Annotated in this window: 9 protein-coding genes and 1 pseudogene; 1 reads left to right on the plus strand and 9 read right to left on the minus strand. The window is 45.0% G+C overall.

Translation table 11 applies throughout. The features are described 5' to 3' along the window. Positions 1-560 precede the first annotated feature (560 nt). Positions 561-2033 (plus strand): group II intron reverse transcriptase/maturase, encoded by a 1473-nt coding sequence (ltrA, locus tag KXJ80_RS12735; RefSeq protein ID WP_173243081.1) that lies wholly within the window; start codon positions 561-563, stop codon positions 2031-2033. 191 nt (positions 2034-2224) lie between these two features. Here ltrA and KXJ80_RS12740 read toward each other — a convergent pair. The 9 genes and pseudogenes from KXJ80_RS12740 to KXJ80_RS12780 all read right to left on the minus strand — a co-directional run bounded on the left by KXJ80_RS12740 (position 2225) and on the right by KXJ80_RS12780 (position 16419). Beyond that, a pseudogene (locus tag KXJ80_RS12740) lies at positions 2225-3257 on the minus strand (transposase). 207 nt (positions 3258-3464) lie between these two features. Beyond that, positions 3465-3689: a hypothetical protein gene (locus KXJ80_RS12745; protein WP_218678452.1), complete on the minus strand. Its 225-nt coding sequence runs from the start codon at positions 3687-3689 to the stop codon at positions 3465-3467. Continuing rightward, positions 3689-4480: an RHS repeat domain-containing protein gene (locus KXJ80_RS12750; protein ID WP_256929867.1), complete on the minus strand. Its 792-nt coding sequence runs from the start codon at positions 4478-4480 to the stop codon at positions 3689-3691. Before KXJ80_RS12750 ends, KXJ80_RS12745 begins: the two co-directional genes overlap by 1 nt. A 41-nt stretch (positions 4481-4521) precedes the next feature. Beyond that, complete coding sequence (locus KXJ80_RS12755) at positions 4522-7932, minus strand: RHS repeat domain-containing protein (RefSeq protein WP_259474434.1); 3411 nt, start codon at positions 7930-7932, stop codon at positions 4522-4524. A gap of 402 nt (positions 7933-8334) precedes the next feature. After that, the gene (locus tag KXJ80_RS12760) at positions 8335-9384 is read right to left on the minus strand and encodes a hypothetical protein (RefSeq protein WP_259474435.1); all 1050 of its coding nucleotides are present in this window, start codon (positions 9382-9384) and stop codon (positions 8335-8337) included. 894 nt (positions 9385-10278) lie between these two features. Then, on the minus strand, positions 10279-10686 hold the full coding sequence (umuD, locus tag KXJ80_RS12765) for a translesion error-prone DNA polymerase V autoproteolytic subunit (protein ID WP_229777742.1): 408 nt from the start codon (positions 10684-10686) through the stop codon (positions 10279-10281). A gap of 101 nt (positions 10687-10787) precedes the next feature. Continuing rightward, positions 10788-11930 (minus strand): hypothetical protein, encoded by a 1143-nt coding sequence (locus KXJ80_RS12770; RefSeq protein WP_218738523.1) that lies wholly within the window; start codon positions 11928-11930, stop codon positions 10788-10790. Positions 11931-12177: 247 nt separating this feature from the next. Beyond that, positions 12178-14694, minus strand: a complete 2517-nt coding sequence (locus KXJ80_RS12775) for a glucan 1,4-alpha-glucosidase (protein ID WP_218738522.1) — start codon at positions 14692-14694, stop codon at positions 12178-12180. A 129-nt stretch (positions 14695-14823) separates the two neighbouring features. Next, entirely contained in the window at positions 14824-16419 is a 1596-nt protein-coding gene (locus KXJ80_RS12780) for an MFS transporter (protein WP_218738521.1), read from the minus strand. Positions 16420-16800 lie beyond the last annotated feature (381 nt).

Raw genomic sequence — 16800 nt, forward strand, 5'->3', positions numbered from 1 at the left:
GTCGTATGAAGCGCTGTTCACCGCTCAACGAGTGAACCTTCTGTATCACCAGATGAACCTAGGAGCCTGAATAAAGTAGCGGCTCTGACAATGTAACGAAGATTAGTCTTTGACCAATCGGGATATAAACCGCGAGGGGATGATCCTCCTGATAACCACAAATCGGGTGAGTGCTAGGTAGTCAGTATGATGAATGTAAGTGAATCCGCGTAAGGTGCGTCATGCGATGAAACAGCGGAAGTGGTTAACACGCTGTAGCCAAAAGGCACGAGAGTCGGAAAGAGATTGTCCCATGCTCTTTCGTGATCATTGTACTCTCCGCACCATAGCGGGCATCTAACCTGACATTGCGCGACATACGGAACACGGTAAGCCTGTATCGCTCCCTCTGGGAAAGCCAATATAGCCGATGGCGGTGCAGGTATAGGATGTTGGAGAAAGCAAAGGCTGCATTGTAACGATGCAGATACAGACAACTGTCTGGCACGAAAGTGAGCCCACTTCCGACTGGTCTCCCGTTGCGAGAGAATTTGAAGAACTTTATTCAAGGTGAAACGCAAATGATGATTTCGCATGAAATCAGTGCCTCCCCTGACAGCAACCCGTGGAAATCCATTGACTGGAAGGCCGCTGAGTCGCTTGTATTAAAGCTTCAGATGCGTATTGCAAAGGCAACAAGAGAAGGTAAACAAGGCAAGGTGAAAGCCCTGCAATGGATACTGACTCACTCTCGCTCAGCAAAACTCCTTGCTGTTAAACGAGTGTCGAAAAACAAAGGCAGTAAGACGCCTGGAATAGACGGCATTATCTGGAACACAGATGCACGCCGCATGAAAGCAGTCAATCAATTGAGCAGAAAAGCTTATCAAGCCAAGCCGCTCAAGCGTATCTACATCCCTAAGAAAAACGGCAAGCTCAGACCTCTCGGTATCCCGTGCATGATAGACAGAGCGCAACAAGCACTCCACCTTCTTGCACTAGAGCCCGTGTCAGAAACACTTGCCGACCCTAACAGCTATGGGTTTAGACCAAACCGCAGTACTGCTGACGCTGTCGATCAGTGCTTTAAGTGTCTGGCTCTAAAGACATCAGCCCAATGGGTTCTCGAAGGTGATATCAAAGCCTGTTTTGACAAGATCGGTCATCAATGGCTTCTTGATAACATCGCCGTAGATAAGCGGATGTTGGAACAATGGTTAAAGTCTGGCTTTATGGATAAAGGGCTGTTTTATCGTACCGACGAGGGTACACCGCAAGGCGGGATCATCTCACCAACCTTGATGTTAATGACTCTTGCAGGCCTTGAGCAGCACATAAAATCCACCGCCCTCAAAAAGGGGACTAGAGCCAACTTTATTGGGTACGCCGACGATTTCGTCGTCACTTGTGCTTCAAAGGAAGTGCTGGAGAACGATATCAAACCGTTGATTACTGACTTCTTAGCAGAAAGAGGCTTAACACTATCCGAAGAGAAAACGCATATCACTCACATCAACGATGGCTTTGACTTTTTAGGTTTTAACCATAGGAAGTACAAAGGAAAACTGCTCATTAAACCGAGTAAATCCAATACGTTGATGTTCTTAAGTCATCTGCGTGAACTCATCAAAAAGCACGTAACCCTACCCGTGAACGATCTTATCAAACTGATAAATCCGAAACTTAGGGGATGGTCGAATTACTATCGACACTGCGTCGCGAAACAGGTGTTTGGATATGTAGGCCACAAGCTATTCCTTGCGTTATGGCACTGGGCTAAAAGGCGTCATCCAACCAAATCTAAAACTTGGATCGCCCTTAAATACTTCGTCAATCGAAAAGGCCAGTGGCAATTTCACGGTTGGCAGAAGCTCTTGGGTATGGATTGCCAGTTCAATCTCTTCCAAATAGCCAAAGTGCCTATCGAGAGACATGTGAAAATCCGAAGTTCAGCAACACCATTTGACCCTCAATACCAAGCATACTTGGCGAAGAGAAAGTCCAAAAGGCTAGCTCGCAGCTCTTGGAACGAACCTGCTCTGACTGCTTTATAAGTTGCTGGGTATCAAACGATGCTTTTGTGGAGGCTTGAGCCGTATGCAGTGAAAGTTGCACGTACGGTTCTTAGGGAGACGGCACTTGGTAACAAGTGTCGTCCACCCGACAAAAGCGTGTTATGTTTTGCGCGAAATTATCTCCATTTCGGATAAACAAAAATAATCCTAAACGCTGAGTCGTGAGCAACTTAAGGATGTAACGCTTGGCTTGAGGCGTTACCTTTACACCATTTGCCGCTGTTATGCTGCTTTTTAAAGGCGCACATGCTATCCCATCGACCACTTATGCCACTGTATTGACGACGAAACTCTTTGGCTGACGTGAGCCACGCAGCGGGTGCAATACCTAATTCATTGAGTAGTTTCGGCCGCTTATTATCGATATAGCCTTTCTTATCAAGGCGGATGGCGCGGCCTGTCCAATCAATCAGTTCGAGATAATCGGCAACATGAAATGGAATGCCCGCTTGCGCATTCAGGTGAGCTGCGCCATCGAATTGGACGATTGACTTGTGGGGAATATAAGCTTGATTGGTTGCGGAGTCAGTTTGTGGCGTTGGGATAGCTAATGGGCTATTGGGTGAATCTAGCGAGTTAATTCGCTCCTGAATCGATGTAAAATCAGAGGATTGCAAAGAATCGGCAATGCCCGCTCTGATTGGATTTAAATCGACATACATCATGCACGCGAGCAGGGTTTGCTCATCTAACAGTGCTTGCGATTTAAATCGGCCTTCCCAAAAGGCACCTTTGCACTCATCTTCACGATTTGCCTTGCGGGCAATTTCTTCGTTTAAACAGCGCATAAACCAGGAGATACTACTCAATCGCTGATGCCACTCGGTAATTACCCCTTCGAGTAATATGCGTTCAGCGTCGATTAAAGCACACCATTCATATACTTAGTAGCAATTGCATGGCCTTTCATGATTTGGCTCCAACGGCTGATAATATCTTTTTGCGTTAACGATTTGGCCTTATCGGCATCTATTTTAAGCACTAAATGATAGTGATTGTTCATCACCGCGTAGGCGCAAATATCATACAAAATATCGCAGACAAGGCTTTGATTTTATCAACAATCCAACCGCGTCGATTCTCGTAACTACGCCCAGATAGCTTATCCTCACCACACAAAAAAGCCCTTCTAACACTGCGATTTATCACATGATAGAAGGGCGTTGCATTGGCATCAATTAGTTGTCTTCTGGCCGAAGTCATAGCAAACTCCACACAGACAAAATCAGGATAATTTAGAGCCTAGTCAAAGACGTTAAAAAACACAAAAAATATGCCTGTCCCCGCTATTTGCGCTTTTTTCCACTTACACAGATCTTTTTACACTCTCCGCTATTAAGGTTGGGTGTCCATGTTTTGTCCTCATTTATCCGCTGCATTTAGTCCTCTATTTTTCTCTACCTTTTCTTTTCAGCTACTAAAGTATTCATCTAATGCCAACCTCAATTTATTAGCATCTACGAGATCACCAAAGTAAACCTTTACTACTTCTTGACCGTTTAAAGTTTCATCTCTCATAGATATCGATATGTTGTGAAATCCGCGCATATAATCATCCAAGTCATTTGCATCAAATAAATGATTAACATACATAACTGGCTCATCACCTTCAAAAAATAATTCATTAATTTTCATCAATTTTCCCTCTTTTCAAAGTCCCTAATAATTTCTTTTTCTTCTGGTGTAGGATTGCGTTTATCCCTTTCATTACCTTGAGGCTTATCTTGCATTTTAGGTTGTGTTTTTCCAGGTTCTTGATGCACTGTATGTTCAGTTTCTTTAACCCTGCGATCAGTCATATCCTTTGTGGTACCGTCAGCATTTCTGACCTTAACTCTCGTTTGACCAGGTTTATCTCCATGCCTATTTGCTTTTTCTGTATCAGGGCCTTTTTTCATATGAGGAGGCCCCTGAATTGTTTTCGCGTATTCATTTAGTATTTTTTGAGCACTTTGCATATCTCCGCGCTCAATAGCATCAGCGATATCCTCCCCAGAAGGACCTGAACCCCGCCATAGTTTTGCGAGCTTAGCAAGCCTCCCTTCTTTATTGTTCCCTGTGGGATCGGTATACCTATAAGGGTTGTTTGCTACATATGAATATCGGTTGAATGTATCAGATTCCCCTGTAAACCCAACCGGATCATTCGAGTAAAAACGCCCAATCAGCGGATCATAGTAGCGTGCCTGCATATAGGTCAGGCCTAAGTCTTTATCCTGCAGATGACCTGTATACCCAATGCCTTCTTTATCGCCGCCCATGCGCTTACCAAAAGGTTCGTACTGGCTGCGACTGATAATATTACCCGACTCATCCGATTCGGATACCACCGACCCCAACATATCTGTGTGCTGGTAACGCACGTTTGCTGCTTGGGCTGGGAGCGCAAAGAGTATTAATGCACATATCACATTTATCCATTTCATAAAATTAGCCTTCCTTAACACTGATGTTTGTCCCTGAGCAATTATTGAGTACATTGGCTACCACTCAGCGTCCAGTCAGATGGGCAAGTGTAAACGATAGCGGTGGTTGCCAATCGGCTACATTGAGAGCCGCTGAGTGCCCAGCCAGAGGGACAGGCGTACACAGGGGTACTGGTCGCATTTTGCGATAACGTGCGTGTACAGCTAGTACCACTTAGCGTCCAGCCAGCATCACAGGAATATACCGATTTTGGTGTCGCCGCATAGGTCTCAGTACACTCCCATAAACGCATTCCCCCACCCATTGGTTCACCTCCAGTACAAGAGATGCCCGTTCCCGTAGGACGTGTACTTGATGTTTGAGTAAAAGATAGAGTGCACATTGAGGTAGCAGTATTGAGTGTCCCACCTTTAGGGCAACTCAACTGAGTCGTGGTATTGGCTGTTTTAGATTCAGTCTTGCGACAGATTGAACCTGAGAGCGAGTAACCTACCGGACAGCTGTAGGTATAGCTGCTAATACTGGCCGCTTGTGTTTCTGCTTTTTCACAAAGCGTTCCTGCCGCGTTTAGGCTGTAGCCCACAGGGCAAGTCTTCGTTGCTGGTTGAGTGACTGCGCATCCTGATGGCGGGCAAATATCCACTTCAGCCACTATCTGCTTACCAAGGTAAACGCTGTCTGTCTTTTTACCATTATCATCTTCACGGTACAGTAGCTGTCCGGCTTTGTTATATACGGTATAAGCAGTACCTGATGGCTTGTTCTGTTTGATTTTGCGATTAAAGCCATCATAGACATAAGCCATGTCTTTAGCTGCTACCATTTGCTGAGCACGATTAAAACTCAGTGAATAACGTCCATTATGAGTAATATTGCCTGCGGTATCATATTGATAGCTGTAGGCATAGGCACCACTTAAGTTATTTAAACGATTAAGCGTGTTGTAATGGTAGTTGATAGTGGAATTGTTCAAACTGCGACTAAGGATGTTACCCAGACCGTCATAGACGTAACGTCCTGTTCCCCATTTGCCATCGGCAGACCTCAGCCTATCGACGCCATCGTAACTCAGGTTAGATATGCTGTTGCTTGAGTCAACACCATCAATCAAGCGGGTTAAATTGTCGTTACTGTCATAACTAGGGTCGAGGCTGTTCTTCAGCGAGCTAGCTTTGATATCCGTTAGCGCATCAATTCGCCCAGTGGTGTCCAATGCGACGTTACGTACAATGCCATTACCATAGGTGAATTGTTTAAGTTGTCCATTTGGATAATAACTGACTCCTGAAGCATAGGTGCCCGCTTTTGTGGCTTGACCTAATGCATTAGGCGCAAAGTCCACCACGGCACCAGAGGGATATTGGAGAGAGGCAACACTACCTAAGCTATCGTAGCCCGATGTCAACGCAAAATTGCGACCATCAATGCTGAGAGTTTCACTCTGAGGCAAGTTGAGACTGTTATATTGATATTGCCACGAAGCCGTTCCCGTTGTTAGCGACTTCAAATTGCCGTTATTGTCATAGGTATACTGTCTGTCAGGTGTTGAATCTGGGAAGTCTTCAGTCTTGAGTGCACCGACGTTGTCATAAGTAAGCACCACTCTATGTACCGAAGGTACGGAGGCTTCATCACAAGACGTCGCGCTACCAGATGTCCCCTCTGCTCGCCATATCATTTCACCAACATTATTATAGCCAAATGCTGCCATCCCCGTATCAGGACGCACCACCTTACACAGGTCGCGATAGCCATTGTACAAACGGTTTTCCGTAATCGAGCCCTGAGTAATGGCAACAATTTGGTCTAATTCATTGTAGTTGATACTAATGACATCAGTATCAGGCGCAGCTATCTGCGTCGCTTTCTCACTCGATGGCGAGCCATAAGCCAAATAATTTGTTAGCGTTGTATTGCCACGACCATCTGTTACTGCAGTTTGATTGCCTGATAGATATTGCGTCGTTGTCTGGCTATTATCACTTGTGCGAGTTGTGGATGTGGTGCGAATGAGCCCATCGTAAGTGATAGTGGTTCCCAGCGTCTCATCAGGTGAGGTCGATGGAAATGAAGTAAAGGTAGGCTTACCGTAAACGTTAAATGCTTGGCTAATATATTTAGCGGTTGCAGACTCGTTATTTAAGTCCCACTCTTTCACTAAAATAGGCCTCATTAAGCCATCGAGCGTGACCGTCTTTTTGTAGTTGCCACGTGTAATATTTTGGAACAATGCCGCATTATCACTACTGTCTAAGTCGTAGCTAATAGTTGTATCAGCCCATCGCGTATCCGCATTCTTTACATTGATAACGCGGTTATTACTGTCATAACGATAGTGAGTTTCAACACCATTAAAGTCGGTTACTTTGGTGATATTGCCACTGCCATCGACCACCATTGATGCCGACAAAAAACAGGTATCTGGGTTTGCACAATTAGCAGTGTCGCGTTGAGGGATTTTGATTAACTGCGGCTTGCCACGCATATAATTGGCAAATGCTATCCAACGATTATTTGCATTGAACGTAGTTTGCTTTATGTTGCCATCACCATAGTAACTGTGCGTGCTGAGCAATCTGCCATTTTGATACTCTTGGTAAAGAGAAGACTTTTCGGCGGAATTATCAGGATAATAGGTATTCTTCTTGGCGGTAATATAGTTAACCCCATCAAATGAAATGGCGTTGCTATCCTCAAGATTAATTAACCAATTATTCAAATCATGATAATACGTATTTTTTAGGTATTTCCTATTAGCATTAAAACCATTGGACTCTACCGTTAACTCGGGTGAGCCGTAGTTATTGAAGTTTAAAAACTCTTTAGTATAAGTATCAACTCTTGAGTCTTGCGTATGTTGATAGATAGTACTTTTTATATTATTGACAAAGCTATTGTACTGCGACTCATTTTCAAATGTAGCGGCACTGCCTAAAAAAATTTTTCCGTCCCATTTACCGCTAAATAACTGCGATTTACCTATCGAACTCCCTTGGCCATAGGTCATCTCGTTGCGCTGCAATAATGTCGTACCGTCAGTATCGTACAAGTAGGTCGCAACCTCCTTATCTTGCGAATAGTTATAACGACGGTCAAACACATGGATTGCTTTACTACCATCAGGAGCAACCACAGTGGTTGAACGTAAATCCATTGCTGACATGCCACTTGGTAGTTCTGGTAGACCCGATAATGCCTGTGGTGCAGGTCCATAATCGCCACTTCCATCTACGTATTGCCCTGGGTTTTGTGAGTAACTGTAATACCAATGCAGTGGAGAAACGCCTTTCCCTGATAACGTTTTTCTAATCAGCGCAAAGTTTGAAAAACATCTATTGTGAACGTTGATCCTAATATTAGGTAGCCGTTCAAATTGCTTAGGTACTTGTGAGCGTCCAAACAGTGTTGACCGAACCTCAAACTCAGCTTTCAATCCATTAGGATGAGTCACTCGACTAACATAAGATCGAGGCACATAATTAGGATTCATCTCAGAAAATGTGCACTGCATGTCATCTTGTTGGGAGTCGCCTAGACTGTATTGAATATGGCGCTGCTCTAAGGCATTAGTCGGTGCAAAGTCAATATCATATACCCATTCACGTCCATCAGGTAAAACAACACGATAAAGTTGGTCTGGATAAATACTAATACCTCCAATAACCTTTTTCTCAGTTGCGATTCGATAATAGTACGACCAGGTTTTTCCATCACTTGTAATACAGGGCCGGATTATACATTGTTAAATTGGTTAACAAACCTATCCAGTCGAACGAATTTCATTCGATTATGGATGATTTATATCAATCAATAATCTCGCATTAAGTCGACTTAAGAACAAAATAGCTAAATGTTAACAGAATTTACAAAGCATAATCTCACCCTGACTTGTAATAGACTTAATACGCTTTCGTTCTACACCAGGTTCATAAGTAAAATGAATAGACCTGCCATCGGAAGAGGTAATCGAATCCAATTGGTCTGGCGCGCTGTAGTGATAGGTTACTTTATTATTAAACCTATCTTTTACCTCGGTAACCTGCATATATGCTTTAAATACGGGGGTTGTAGTTGTCCATGTAGCACTCGTTTCTTTATCGACGAAAGGGATTTCTAATATCTCTGCAGGAAAAGTGCGTAACATGCTAAACGTATAGGTAATCCCCTGTGGAGATGTGGCAATAAACGCCTCTGAGTTGCCATTAGCCTGACAGGTGATACGCCAGTTTTTAGCAACCCGCGTGACACCTGGGGTTACCGTATTAGGTTCAAGTAATCGCTCTGAGCCTACGCTTGGGACGTTAATAAAGTCACCGTTCCAATATTGTTTCGCGACAATATAGCCCATACCATCGCCAAGGTAACTTGAACCTGGATTGAGGGAGCCTGAGCAAGGTTTGCCATTTGTCCAAGTATTAACTGTAGCACCACCATCTACTATGGTGGTAGAAATTGACGGTATATCTAACTGCCAATCCGCAAAGTGTAATAATTGCCCCTGTGAATATTGGACTCCTTTATAAACTCGAGTAATACCCATTTCGATAGGAAAATTACCAGGAATTACTAAATCAGTATTCGTCATACTGATAGCCCCTGAATTTAAATCAACCTTTTCACCGAAAAGCTCAGTTGTTTCAGGGGTCACCTCTGTTTTTATATTCATCCTTGCTAAGGCTAGTTCAGCGGTATTTGTGAGGGATGTGTCCGAACCTCCGGTATTTGCCGCTGATACAACAGCAAATTTTGAAACACTCTGAGGCTGTTTAATAAGACCAAAGCCAGGCTCCTCCAATGCTTCAGCAATCACAGGATTTATGTCGGCAGCATACGCTGCACTTGTAAGGGGCGATAAAAATGTCAAAAATAATGCGGAAGACAGTTTTTTGTAACCGATATCCATATCACGTTGTCCTTATTTTTATTCAACATGAATTACTAATGTATTTAATGTTATTCTTTAAATTTGAAATTAAATCGATCTCAGCTAAAGTTAATGTTGCCAACATCGGAGCAATAACATTTACCCACATAAAATAACATTGCAAACATTATTTAAACAAGTGGTTATAAGAAGCTTGGTGAATTCATACAAGTTAATTTTAAAGACAAAAACCTATTTATTGCTCAATTGACACTGGGAATTAACCAAGGAGTCAATATATAATAAAATTAATCACTGCAAAAATAATTGTTAACAGTTTTATTTTTTAATCATAGTTGCCCATCTATAGGATTTTTCGCTAACATTTATCGAACAAAACACGGTATTTAGTCTTAACACAAACCTCATTGTGAGGGAGATTCATCCCCAACATGTTGAATAGATGGATAATGTCAATTTGGTTTGGGAGGTTAACCAATGTGACCCAATTTGTTACGCCCCTTCATTGTTTATTTTTTAGTCTAAAAATGGAAATAGCTATACCTCATTGATTGATGCATAAACGCTAGGAGCATGTTGGATATGCCATTCTTAATTTAACAGAATGGATTACAAAATCTCATGCATATTTGAATGTAAGGCGATGTTAAAAAATGAAGCGCTGAATTGCTTTGGGGCAGTTTGATGCTGAAAGACATCTGCACTCCTTCCATTGAAAGCACGCCTTAAAGAAGTGACTAATTTTCTGGAAACTGATAACATCAAAACTCAAGTTTTAGGAAAAATAGCTAAAAATTACTATTTTTCTGGAAAAGGCTAGTAAGCCTTATCACACAAACCTTTCCAGATTTATTGCTGATACCACCTGTGTAGGTAAGTTATTACAGTCTACGAGGGCGAATAAGTTGGCGGTCATTTGAGTTTTTTCACCACACAAGTCACGACACCGAACAGGTCTAACTCTGACTCGTGGCTGAGTGGAATTGCACTGTAGGCCGGGTTACATGGCAATAATTGCACCACAGGACGTAATTGCAATTGCTTTACCGTAAATTCCCCATTGATGGCCGCCACTACAATATCTCCATGGGTGGCTTGTAAGGCTCGGTCAACCACTAATATATCACCAGAGGAAATTCCGGCATCGACCATCGAATCGCCTTGAACTTTGACAAAAAAGGTTGCGGTGGGGTGTTTGATACAAAGCTCATTTAGATCAAGCGATTGCTCAATATAATCATTGGCGGGAGAAGGAAATCCCGCCGCCACCGATGTGCTAAAGAAAGGATATTGGATTTTTGATTGTTCAGGAGTAACCATGATCATATGCATCTATATACTGTACATATACACAGTATAAGCTAACTTTAGCACATGTCGAAGGCGTTTATGTCATGTATTTGCTTAAGTAAACAATCACCCTATTGGAGTATCGTGATCAAGCGTGCTCTTTGTGGCTCGAGCTCATCAAAATCTTGTTGGTAACGGTCTAATGATGTAATGCCAGAGCAGAGTACAAATTTACCAAGTGGGTTATATATAAATTGGCTCATGTCAGCGATTGACCAAGGAGCAGGGCAAGTCTGCGGAGGAGTCGTGCCATTTAAAATTTCCGCGTAACGATTCGCTGTGTCTTGATCTTTCATTAACGGTGTCAGCAACCATTGCGTCACGTTTGTGGTGATATCTTCATCATCAATTGTCAGCAATGCTTTGGCCATGGCTGTAAAGTAATACCATTCACCCATTTTTATTTTTTCAAATGTAGTCACCTCAGCAGGGAACGGCGTTTGCCAGCTAGTGGGGATGACGTTGCTTAATTGAGAGGGGTGCAGTTGGCCTAGTATCAATTCGCCAAATTTCATATTTGTTGTGATGCCGTTTTGACTAACGGTTTTTATCAGTAGCACATGGGTGTTAGCTGCTACGCGTTGCCAAAACAACATATCTTGATTAATCACATCGGCGACTTGCTGCGCAGACATGGTTTGAGCGTGAGCCAGTAAATCGATGAAGTAGAGTTTTTGTGCCGTGAGCAGATGTGAAAGTGACGGAGAAGACAAAAAGACATTAAATTGGCTGCCTTCTTGCCAGATATCTAACTGAATTAATGTTTTATATCGCGTGATTAATTCGGAGTTTGTTGCGATGAGTTCGTCAAAAGACGTTTGTTCTGTCAGTACAGGGAGACAACTGGACAGAAAATCATCACGGTTAAGGCATTCGTTGAAAGGGGTTTGCGGTTTGTCTATAGGAGTTGTGTTTAGCGTTGGGGAGCGTTCCCAAATGCCAAGCTGTTGTATGCTTTTAAGTCGAGAAATCCCCGCATCCATCGGTGAGGCGCCACTATTCACATCAAAGCCCAGCGCATAGAGATAGGCATTCTGAGCTTGGTTGTCGGCTAACGCCTTATCACTCTTTTGAATTTCGTCGAGGTAGGCTTTGGCTTGCTCTGAAGCTGGGCTATCTTTTATGTTGATGGCGGCAAGGATCAGATAAAGACTCACTGGCACCAAGAATAACGTGAGCAAAATCCATTTGATTACGGTTTTTAAAGGCTTCATCAAAACTCCATTTATCAATAAATTAACAAAAGCCCAAATAGCCTAACATCTTGGCGGACTTATGTAAGTCAATTTTTTATTGAAGTAACGGCAATAAAAACAAGTATTCACATAAAAACAGAGAATGCTTTTACGGTGCGCAGAATGGATGATGTGGGGCGAATTAAAGGAGTATGCTGTTTTTCATCATAAAGCCCACACAACTAATCTTGTGCGGGCTTTATTGACTCGTATCAGTATTTAAACACTATTTCAACGCCTCAGGGACGATAGGGTAGTTATCCCAGACTCGACCATCGCTCATTGAACGCACCAGTTTGATATATTCAGCGTGGGTCCAAGCGAGCGGGGTGGCGGAGTTAGTGCCTTGGCCGAGTTGATATTGGTAACGTGTGGCGTTACCCACACCGTCCCACGCTTGCTCGGGGAGCATTAGCCCCGCGTTGGCAAAGGTTTCCATACCTTGCACATAGGTATTGATAAGCTGCTGTTTGGTTTGCTGCGCGTGAACACCGCTTAGCTCTCCCTTAGCGCTGGCGAGGGCCAGCTCAAAATGGCCACGCTCACCGGTGAAGAAGGGCCAGACGCGGCCGCGTTGGTTGTCGCTATTACTGCCCGATTCGGCGTAGTTTGCGCCAGTGAGGGTATCTTCACCGTAGCCATCGTTACCGTAACGTCTAAAGCCCGGCACACTGCCGCCATCTTTTGCAGTAAAGTTGTATTTGAGGCGTAAATTGTCCTCAAGCTCAGTGTTATCCACCAGCGCTAGGCTTTGATTAATCAGCTTATCGGTGGCGCCACGCACGCCGTAACGCACCAACTCTAAAAAGCCGCCATCGAGGATCTGACGTTGATCTAATCCCGCACGACCATTATTAGCGGCGAGTTGTTCGGCGGTATTTGGTTCGCCATTGGGGCTTAATCGCAGATAATACGGCGCCTTAATGCCTTGGCTATCGGTAAGCAAACCTTGGGTCGTCACTAAGTGTTTTTCAAGTTGTTGATTAAGCGTTTTGGCGGTTGCGAGATAACGCTGACTGGCATCGCTATCGTTTACTGCCTTGGCAATATCACTCGCGGCCACTAAGCCTGCGATCACTGCGGCCGTGGTGGAAGGCGAATAACCAGCTTGTTCTTCCCAACGTTCTTGTTGGGTTTTCGGTGGCGTAATTTGGGTGTGATTCCAGTCAAGATTCACCTCACCGCCGCTGACTAAAAAGTCCGCCGCGGCTTTTAGCATCTCTTGATACCAATGGCTCAGTTCCGCTTGACTCAGCACGCCTGCCTGCCAGAGTTTCCAGCCGAGCATGATCGGCATAGCCGTTTGGTCGAGCTGTACGCCCACCCATTCGATTTGGCCATCCACATGGGTCTTTTGTAAGAACCAACCGGGCGTGCCGCTATAGCCTGGAGTTTTGTCACTCACTTGCACCTTTTTAAGGTACTCAAAGGCGACTTTAGGCGTTTGCGTATCGCCCATGGCGAGAAATGCCATGGCACATTGGTAAAAGTCTCGCGGCCAAACGGCCTTGTAGCCCGTGCTGGGGGTAACAGCAGGGACGGTATCGCCCCAAGGGTTAGAAAGCGACGCAATAAGGGCGCCCGCGTAGGTTTTATCTTCCTGCGCCTTGAGTACCATGGCACTGGTATACAGCAGCTTGCCATTATCCGTGGTGCTTTGCGCCATATCAGGCATCGCAGGCAGTGATTGTAAATAACTGTGCCAACCAGCGTTGTATTGACTCAGCACTTTGTCATACCCCGCCGTTAAGCTGGCGTTGGCATTGGCTAAACTGCTGGCTTCATCCTGGCCAAAACCAATCGCCAAATTCACATTAAGAGGTTGATTCGCTTGGAGTGCGGGATAACTGGCGGTAAAGGCAATGTTGCCTTGAATAGGCTTTTCAGCGTTGCTGGTGGCCTGATACAGCGTATCAAGCTTGCCGTTATCGGCTAAATCGGCCAAACCGTCGGATACACCGACAAAACCCGTGGTCGCCTGCGCAAAATCGATATCCGATTTCACTGTCATTACGCTACTGCGGGGATCGGCCGTGCGAGCGATAAGGGCTTGATGATCGATTCTGCCAATATCATTCGCGCCCGCATTATCGATATGGGGGTTAACGTATAAATGCGGTGTGATGCCTGATTCAAAGGCGGTAAACGTCACACGCATCATCAGGGTATCGCGGTCGGGATCGGTAAAGATATGTTTTTCTATCTGATACTTACCTTCAACGTCGCGATTGATAATCTTATAGGCCAAGGATTGCGGGCGGCCATTAGCGTCGGTATCTAAGTATTCAATGCTGCTGATAGTGTTGTCTTTCTCGGTATCGACAAAGCCATTGCCGGTGATCACAAATTGCAACTCTTTGAGCTGAGCGTTGTGAATAAGGCCATACATAGTTTCGGTTAAAATCCCCTGCGCGATGGAGAACCACACTCGGCTAATTCGATTTTGCGCGCTGTCTTGGTATTGCCCCTGAGTATAAGGCTCATAGGAAGTACCGATACCGGTTTTGCCGGAGAACGCCCAGGTTGGGGCGTTGCCGGGGGCGCCGGGGGCAATCTGTGCGTCTGTAGCTTTGGTGACTGTTTGTGTTGATGTATCTGTATTGGGGGCCGAGGGTGAGCAGCCCGTTAAGCTGGCAATGCCGATAAGGCTTGCGGCAATTGCGAGCGCAATCGGCTTACGAGTTAAGTTGCGGCGGTGAGTTAAGCTGCGGGCCTGCTGCGAAGGTACTGTTGTCAATGCCATATTTATCAAAATCTCCCCAATCAATAGATGGTGCTAATTGCGATTTATTCTTGTTGTAAGCTATCTGGCCATGCTTCTTGGCGTTTAGTTGCCCAAACGCCAAGGGTGCCGAGTTGTAGGATCTGCGATTTACGCTTGAGTGTGCTGAGTATTCGGTTGCTCAACAAAGAGCACGGCAATCCCGGCGCAGAGCATGAGGACGCCGCCGGTGATCAGGGCATAGATGGGTTGACCATCAAATAATCCATTGAGGATTACGCCTAAGACGCTGGCTGCAAGGAGCTGTGGGATCACGATAAAGAAGTTAAAAATTCCCATATACACGCCCATTTTTTTCGGCGGTAAGGTGCCGGATAACATGGCGTAGGGGATAGATAGAATTGAGGCCCAGGCAATACCCACCCCTATCATCGGCAGCCATAGCAGGCTGGGATCTTTGATAAAATAGAAACTGATTAAGCCAAAACCACCGCAGAACATATTGAAGGTATGGGTGAGTTTGATCCCGATCCGTTTGGCAAGTAGTGGAATAAACAGCGCCGCAATGGCCGAAAATCCATTGTAGGAGGCGAACAGTACGCCCACCCAATCGGCACCATTATTGTAGGCTGGGGATAACACATCGCTGCTGCCAAAATGGTAGGACGTCACCGCCGAGGTAGTGTAAATCCACATCGCAAAGAGCGCGAACCAAGAGAAAAACTGCACTATCGCTAACTGATGCATGGCCTTTGGCATATGGAATAAATCATCGACCACATTAAAGACAATACCCAGTTGCGAACGTTGTGAGGGTGTTGATTTACCTAAGCGTAGGGCGCAGTAAAGTTGCAATGGGCCAAAGGCAAAAATCCCTAAGGTTAAAATATACAGCTGCTTATCTAAATCCTGCGTCCACACCGCAAGCGTCAGTAGCGCGCCTACAGCCATCCAAACAATAGCGGCAAATTGATAATTCTTGTGGGTGCGAGTGCGATGTTGTTGCTCATCTATGCCAGCGTCAGCATTGCTATGGAAGGCGGCAAGTTCATCGGGGGAATATTCTTTGGTGGACACAACAGTCCAAGCCACACTGAGAAACAGCACGGCGCCACCAAAATAGAAGGCATAACGCACCGAATCGGCTATTTCGCCCGCGGGCGCGGTATTGGCGACATTAAAGAAGTTACTGAGAATATAGGGTAGGGCCGAGGCCACAACTGCACCGATGCCAATAAAAAAGCTTTGCATGGCATAACCTTGGGTGCGCTGCTTGGGAGGCAAATTATCCCCCACAAAGGCACGGAAGGGTTCCATGGCGATATTGATTGAGGCGTCCATAATCCACAGCATGCCCGCGGCAATCCATAACGTAGGGGAATGCGGCATCACAAATATCGCAAGAGTCGTACAAATAGCGCCGATTAAAAAATACGGCCGACGGCGACCTAAGCGTCCCCAAGTGTTATCGCTCAGATAACCAATAATAGGTTGAACCAGCAGTCCCGTTAACGGTGCGGCAATCCACAGGATGGGAATGTCATCGATAGAGGCGCCAAGGGTTTGGAAAATGCGGCTGACGTTGGCATTTTGCAGGGCAAAACCGAATTGGATCCCCAAAAAACCAAAGCACATATTAAAAATTTGCCAGAAATTTAGCTCGGGTTGTAGCTTATGAACGGCGCGATGCACCACCTTGGGTGAGACACTTTCTAATGGGGTAATCGTTTGTTGATCCGTGGACATGCAACTTCCCTTCAGTAGCGGACAGCAGTGCTGCCTTGAGTCATTTATCGTTATAATGTGTGGCCTGTTCAATGGCCTTTGCTCAGTTTTACGCGTGTTGTGCTAGCTTCCCCTATGTGCATCACCGCTTGGCAATGTGGGTGAAAAAATGGCGAATATACCTCTCCCTCAGAAGCATATTCGCCAATAAATTCATTTTCATACTCAATGATGCAAATGCTCAATAGCAGAAAAGAACCTAAGCCTGACAGCTATCCTCAAAGGCAACCACCAGAAACGACCTCACAGTGTTCAACCCCACAAGCAGAGGGTGAAACTAGCGAATTTATAGTAGCCGCAGCGCCAATTGACGCACAACCGCTTACATACGTATTCATCATT

Origin of the sequence: Shewanella xiamenensis (assembly GCF_024971755.1) — a bacterium.
In the GTDB taxonomy this organism is placed as follows: Bacteria; Pseudomonadota; Gammaproteobacteria; order Enterobacterales; family Shewanellaceae; genus Shewanella; species Shewanella xiamenensis.

Excerpts from the sequence above, each read along its gene's own strand:
- ltrA (WP_173243081.1), top strand. The coding sequence starts at position 561 with ATGATGATTTCGCATGAAATCAGTGCCTCCCCTGACAGCAACCCGTGG.
- KXJ80_RS12745 (WP_218678452.1), bottom strand. The coding sequence starts at position 3,689 with ATGAAAATTAATGAATTATTTTTTGAAGGTGATGAGCCAGTTATGTAT.
- KXJ80_RS12750 (WP_256929867.1), bottom strand. The coding sequence starts at position 4,480 with ATGAAATGGATAAATGTGATATGTGCATTAATACTCTTTGCGCTCCCA.
- KXJ80_RS12760 (WP_259474435.1), bottom strand. The coding sequence starts at position 9,384 with ATGGATATCGGTTACAAAAAACTGTCTTCCGCATTATTTTTGACATTT.
- umuD (WP_229777742.1), bottom strand. The coding sequence starts at position 10,686 with ATGGTTACTCCTGAACAATCAAAAATCCAATATCCTTTCTTTAGCACA.
- KXJ80_RS12770 (WP_218738523.1), bottom strand. The coding sequence starts at position 11,930 with ATGAAGCCTTTAAAAACCGTAATCAAATGGATTTTGCTCACGTTATTC.
- KXJ80_RS12775 (WP_218738522.1), bottom strand. The coding sequence starts at position 14,694 with ATGGCATTGACAACAGTACCTTCGCAGCAGGCCCGCAGCTTAACTCAC.
- KXJ80_RS12780 (WP_218738521.1), bottom strand. The coding sequence starts at position 16,419 with ATGTCCACGGATCAACAAACGATTACCCCATTAGAAAGTGTCTCACCC.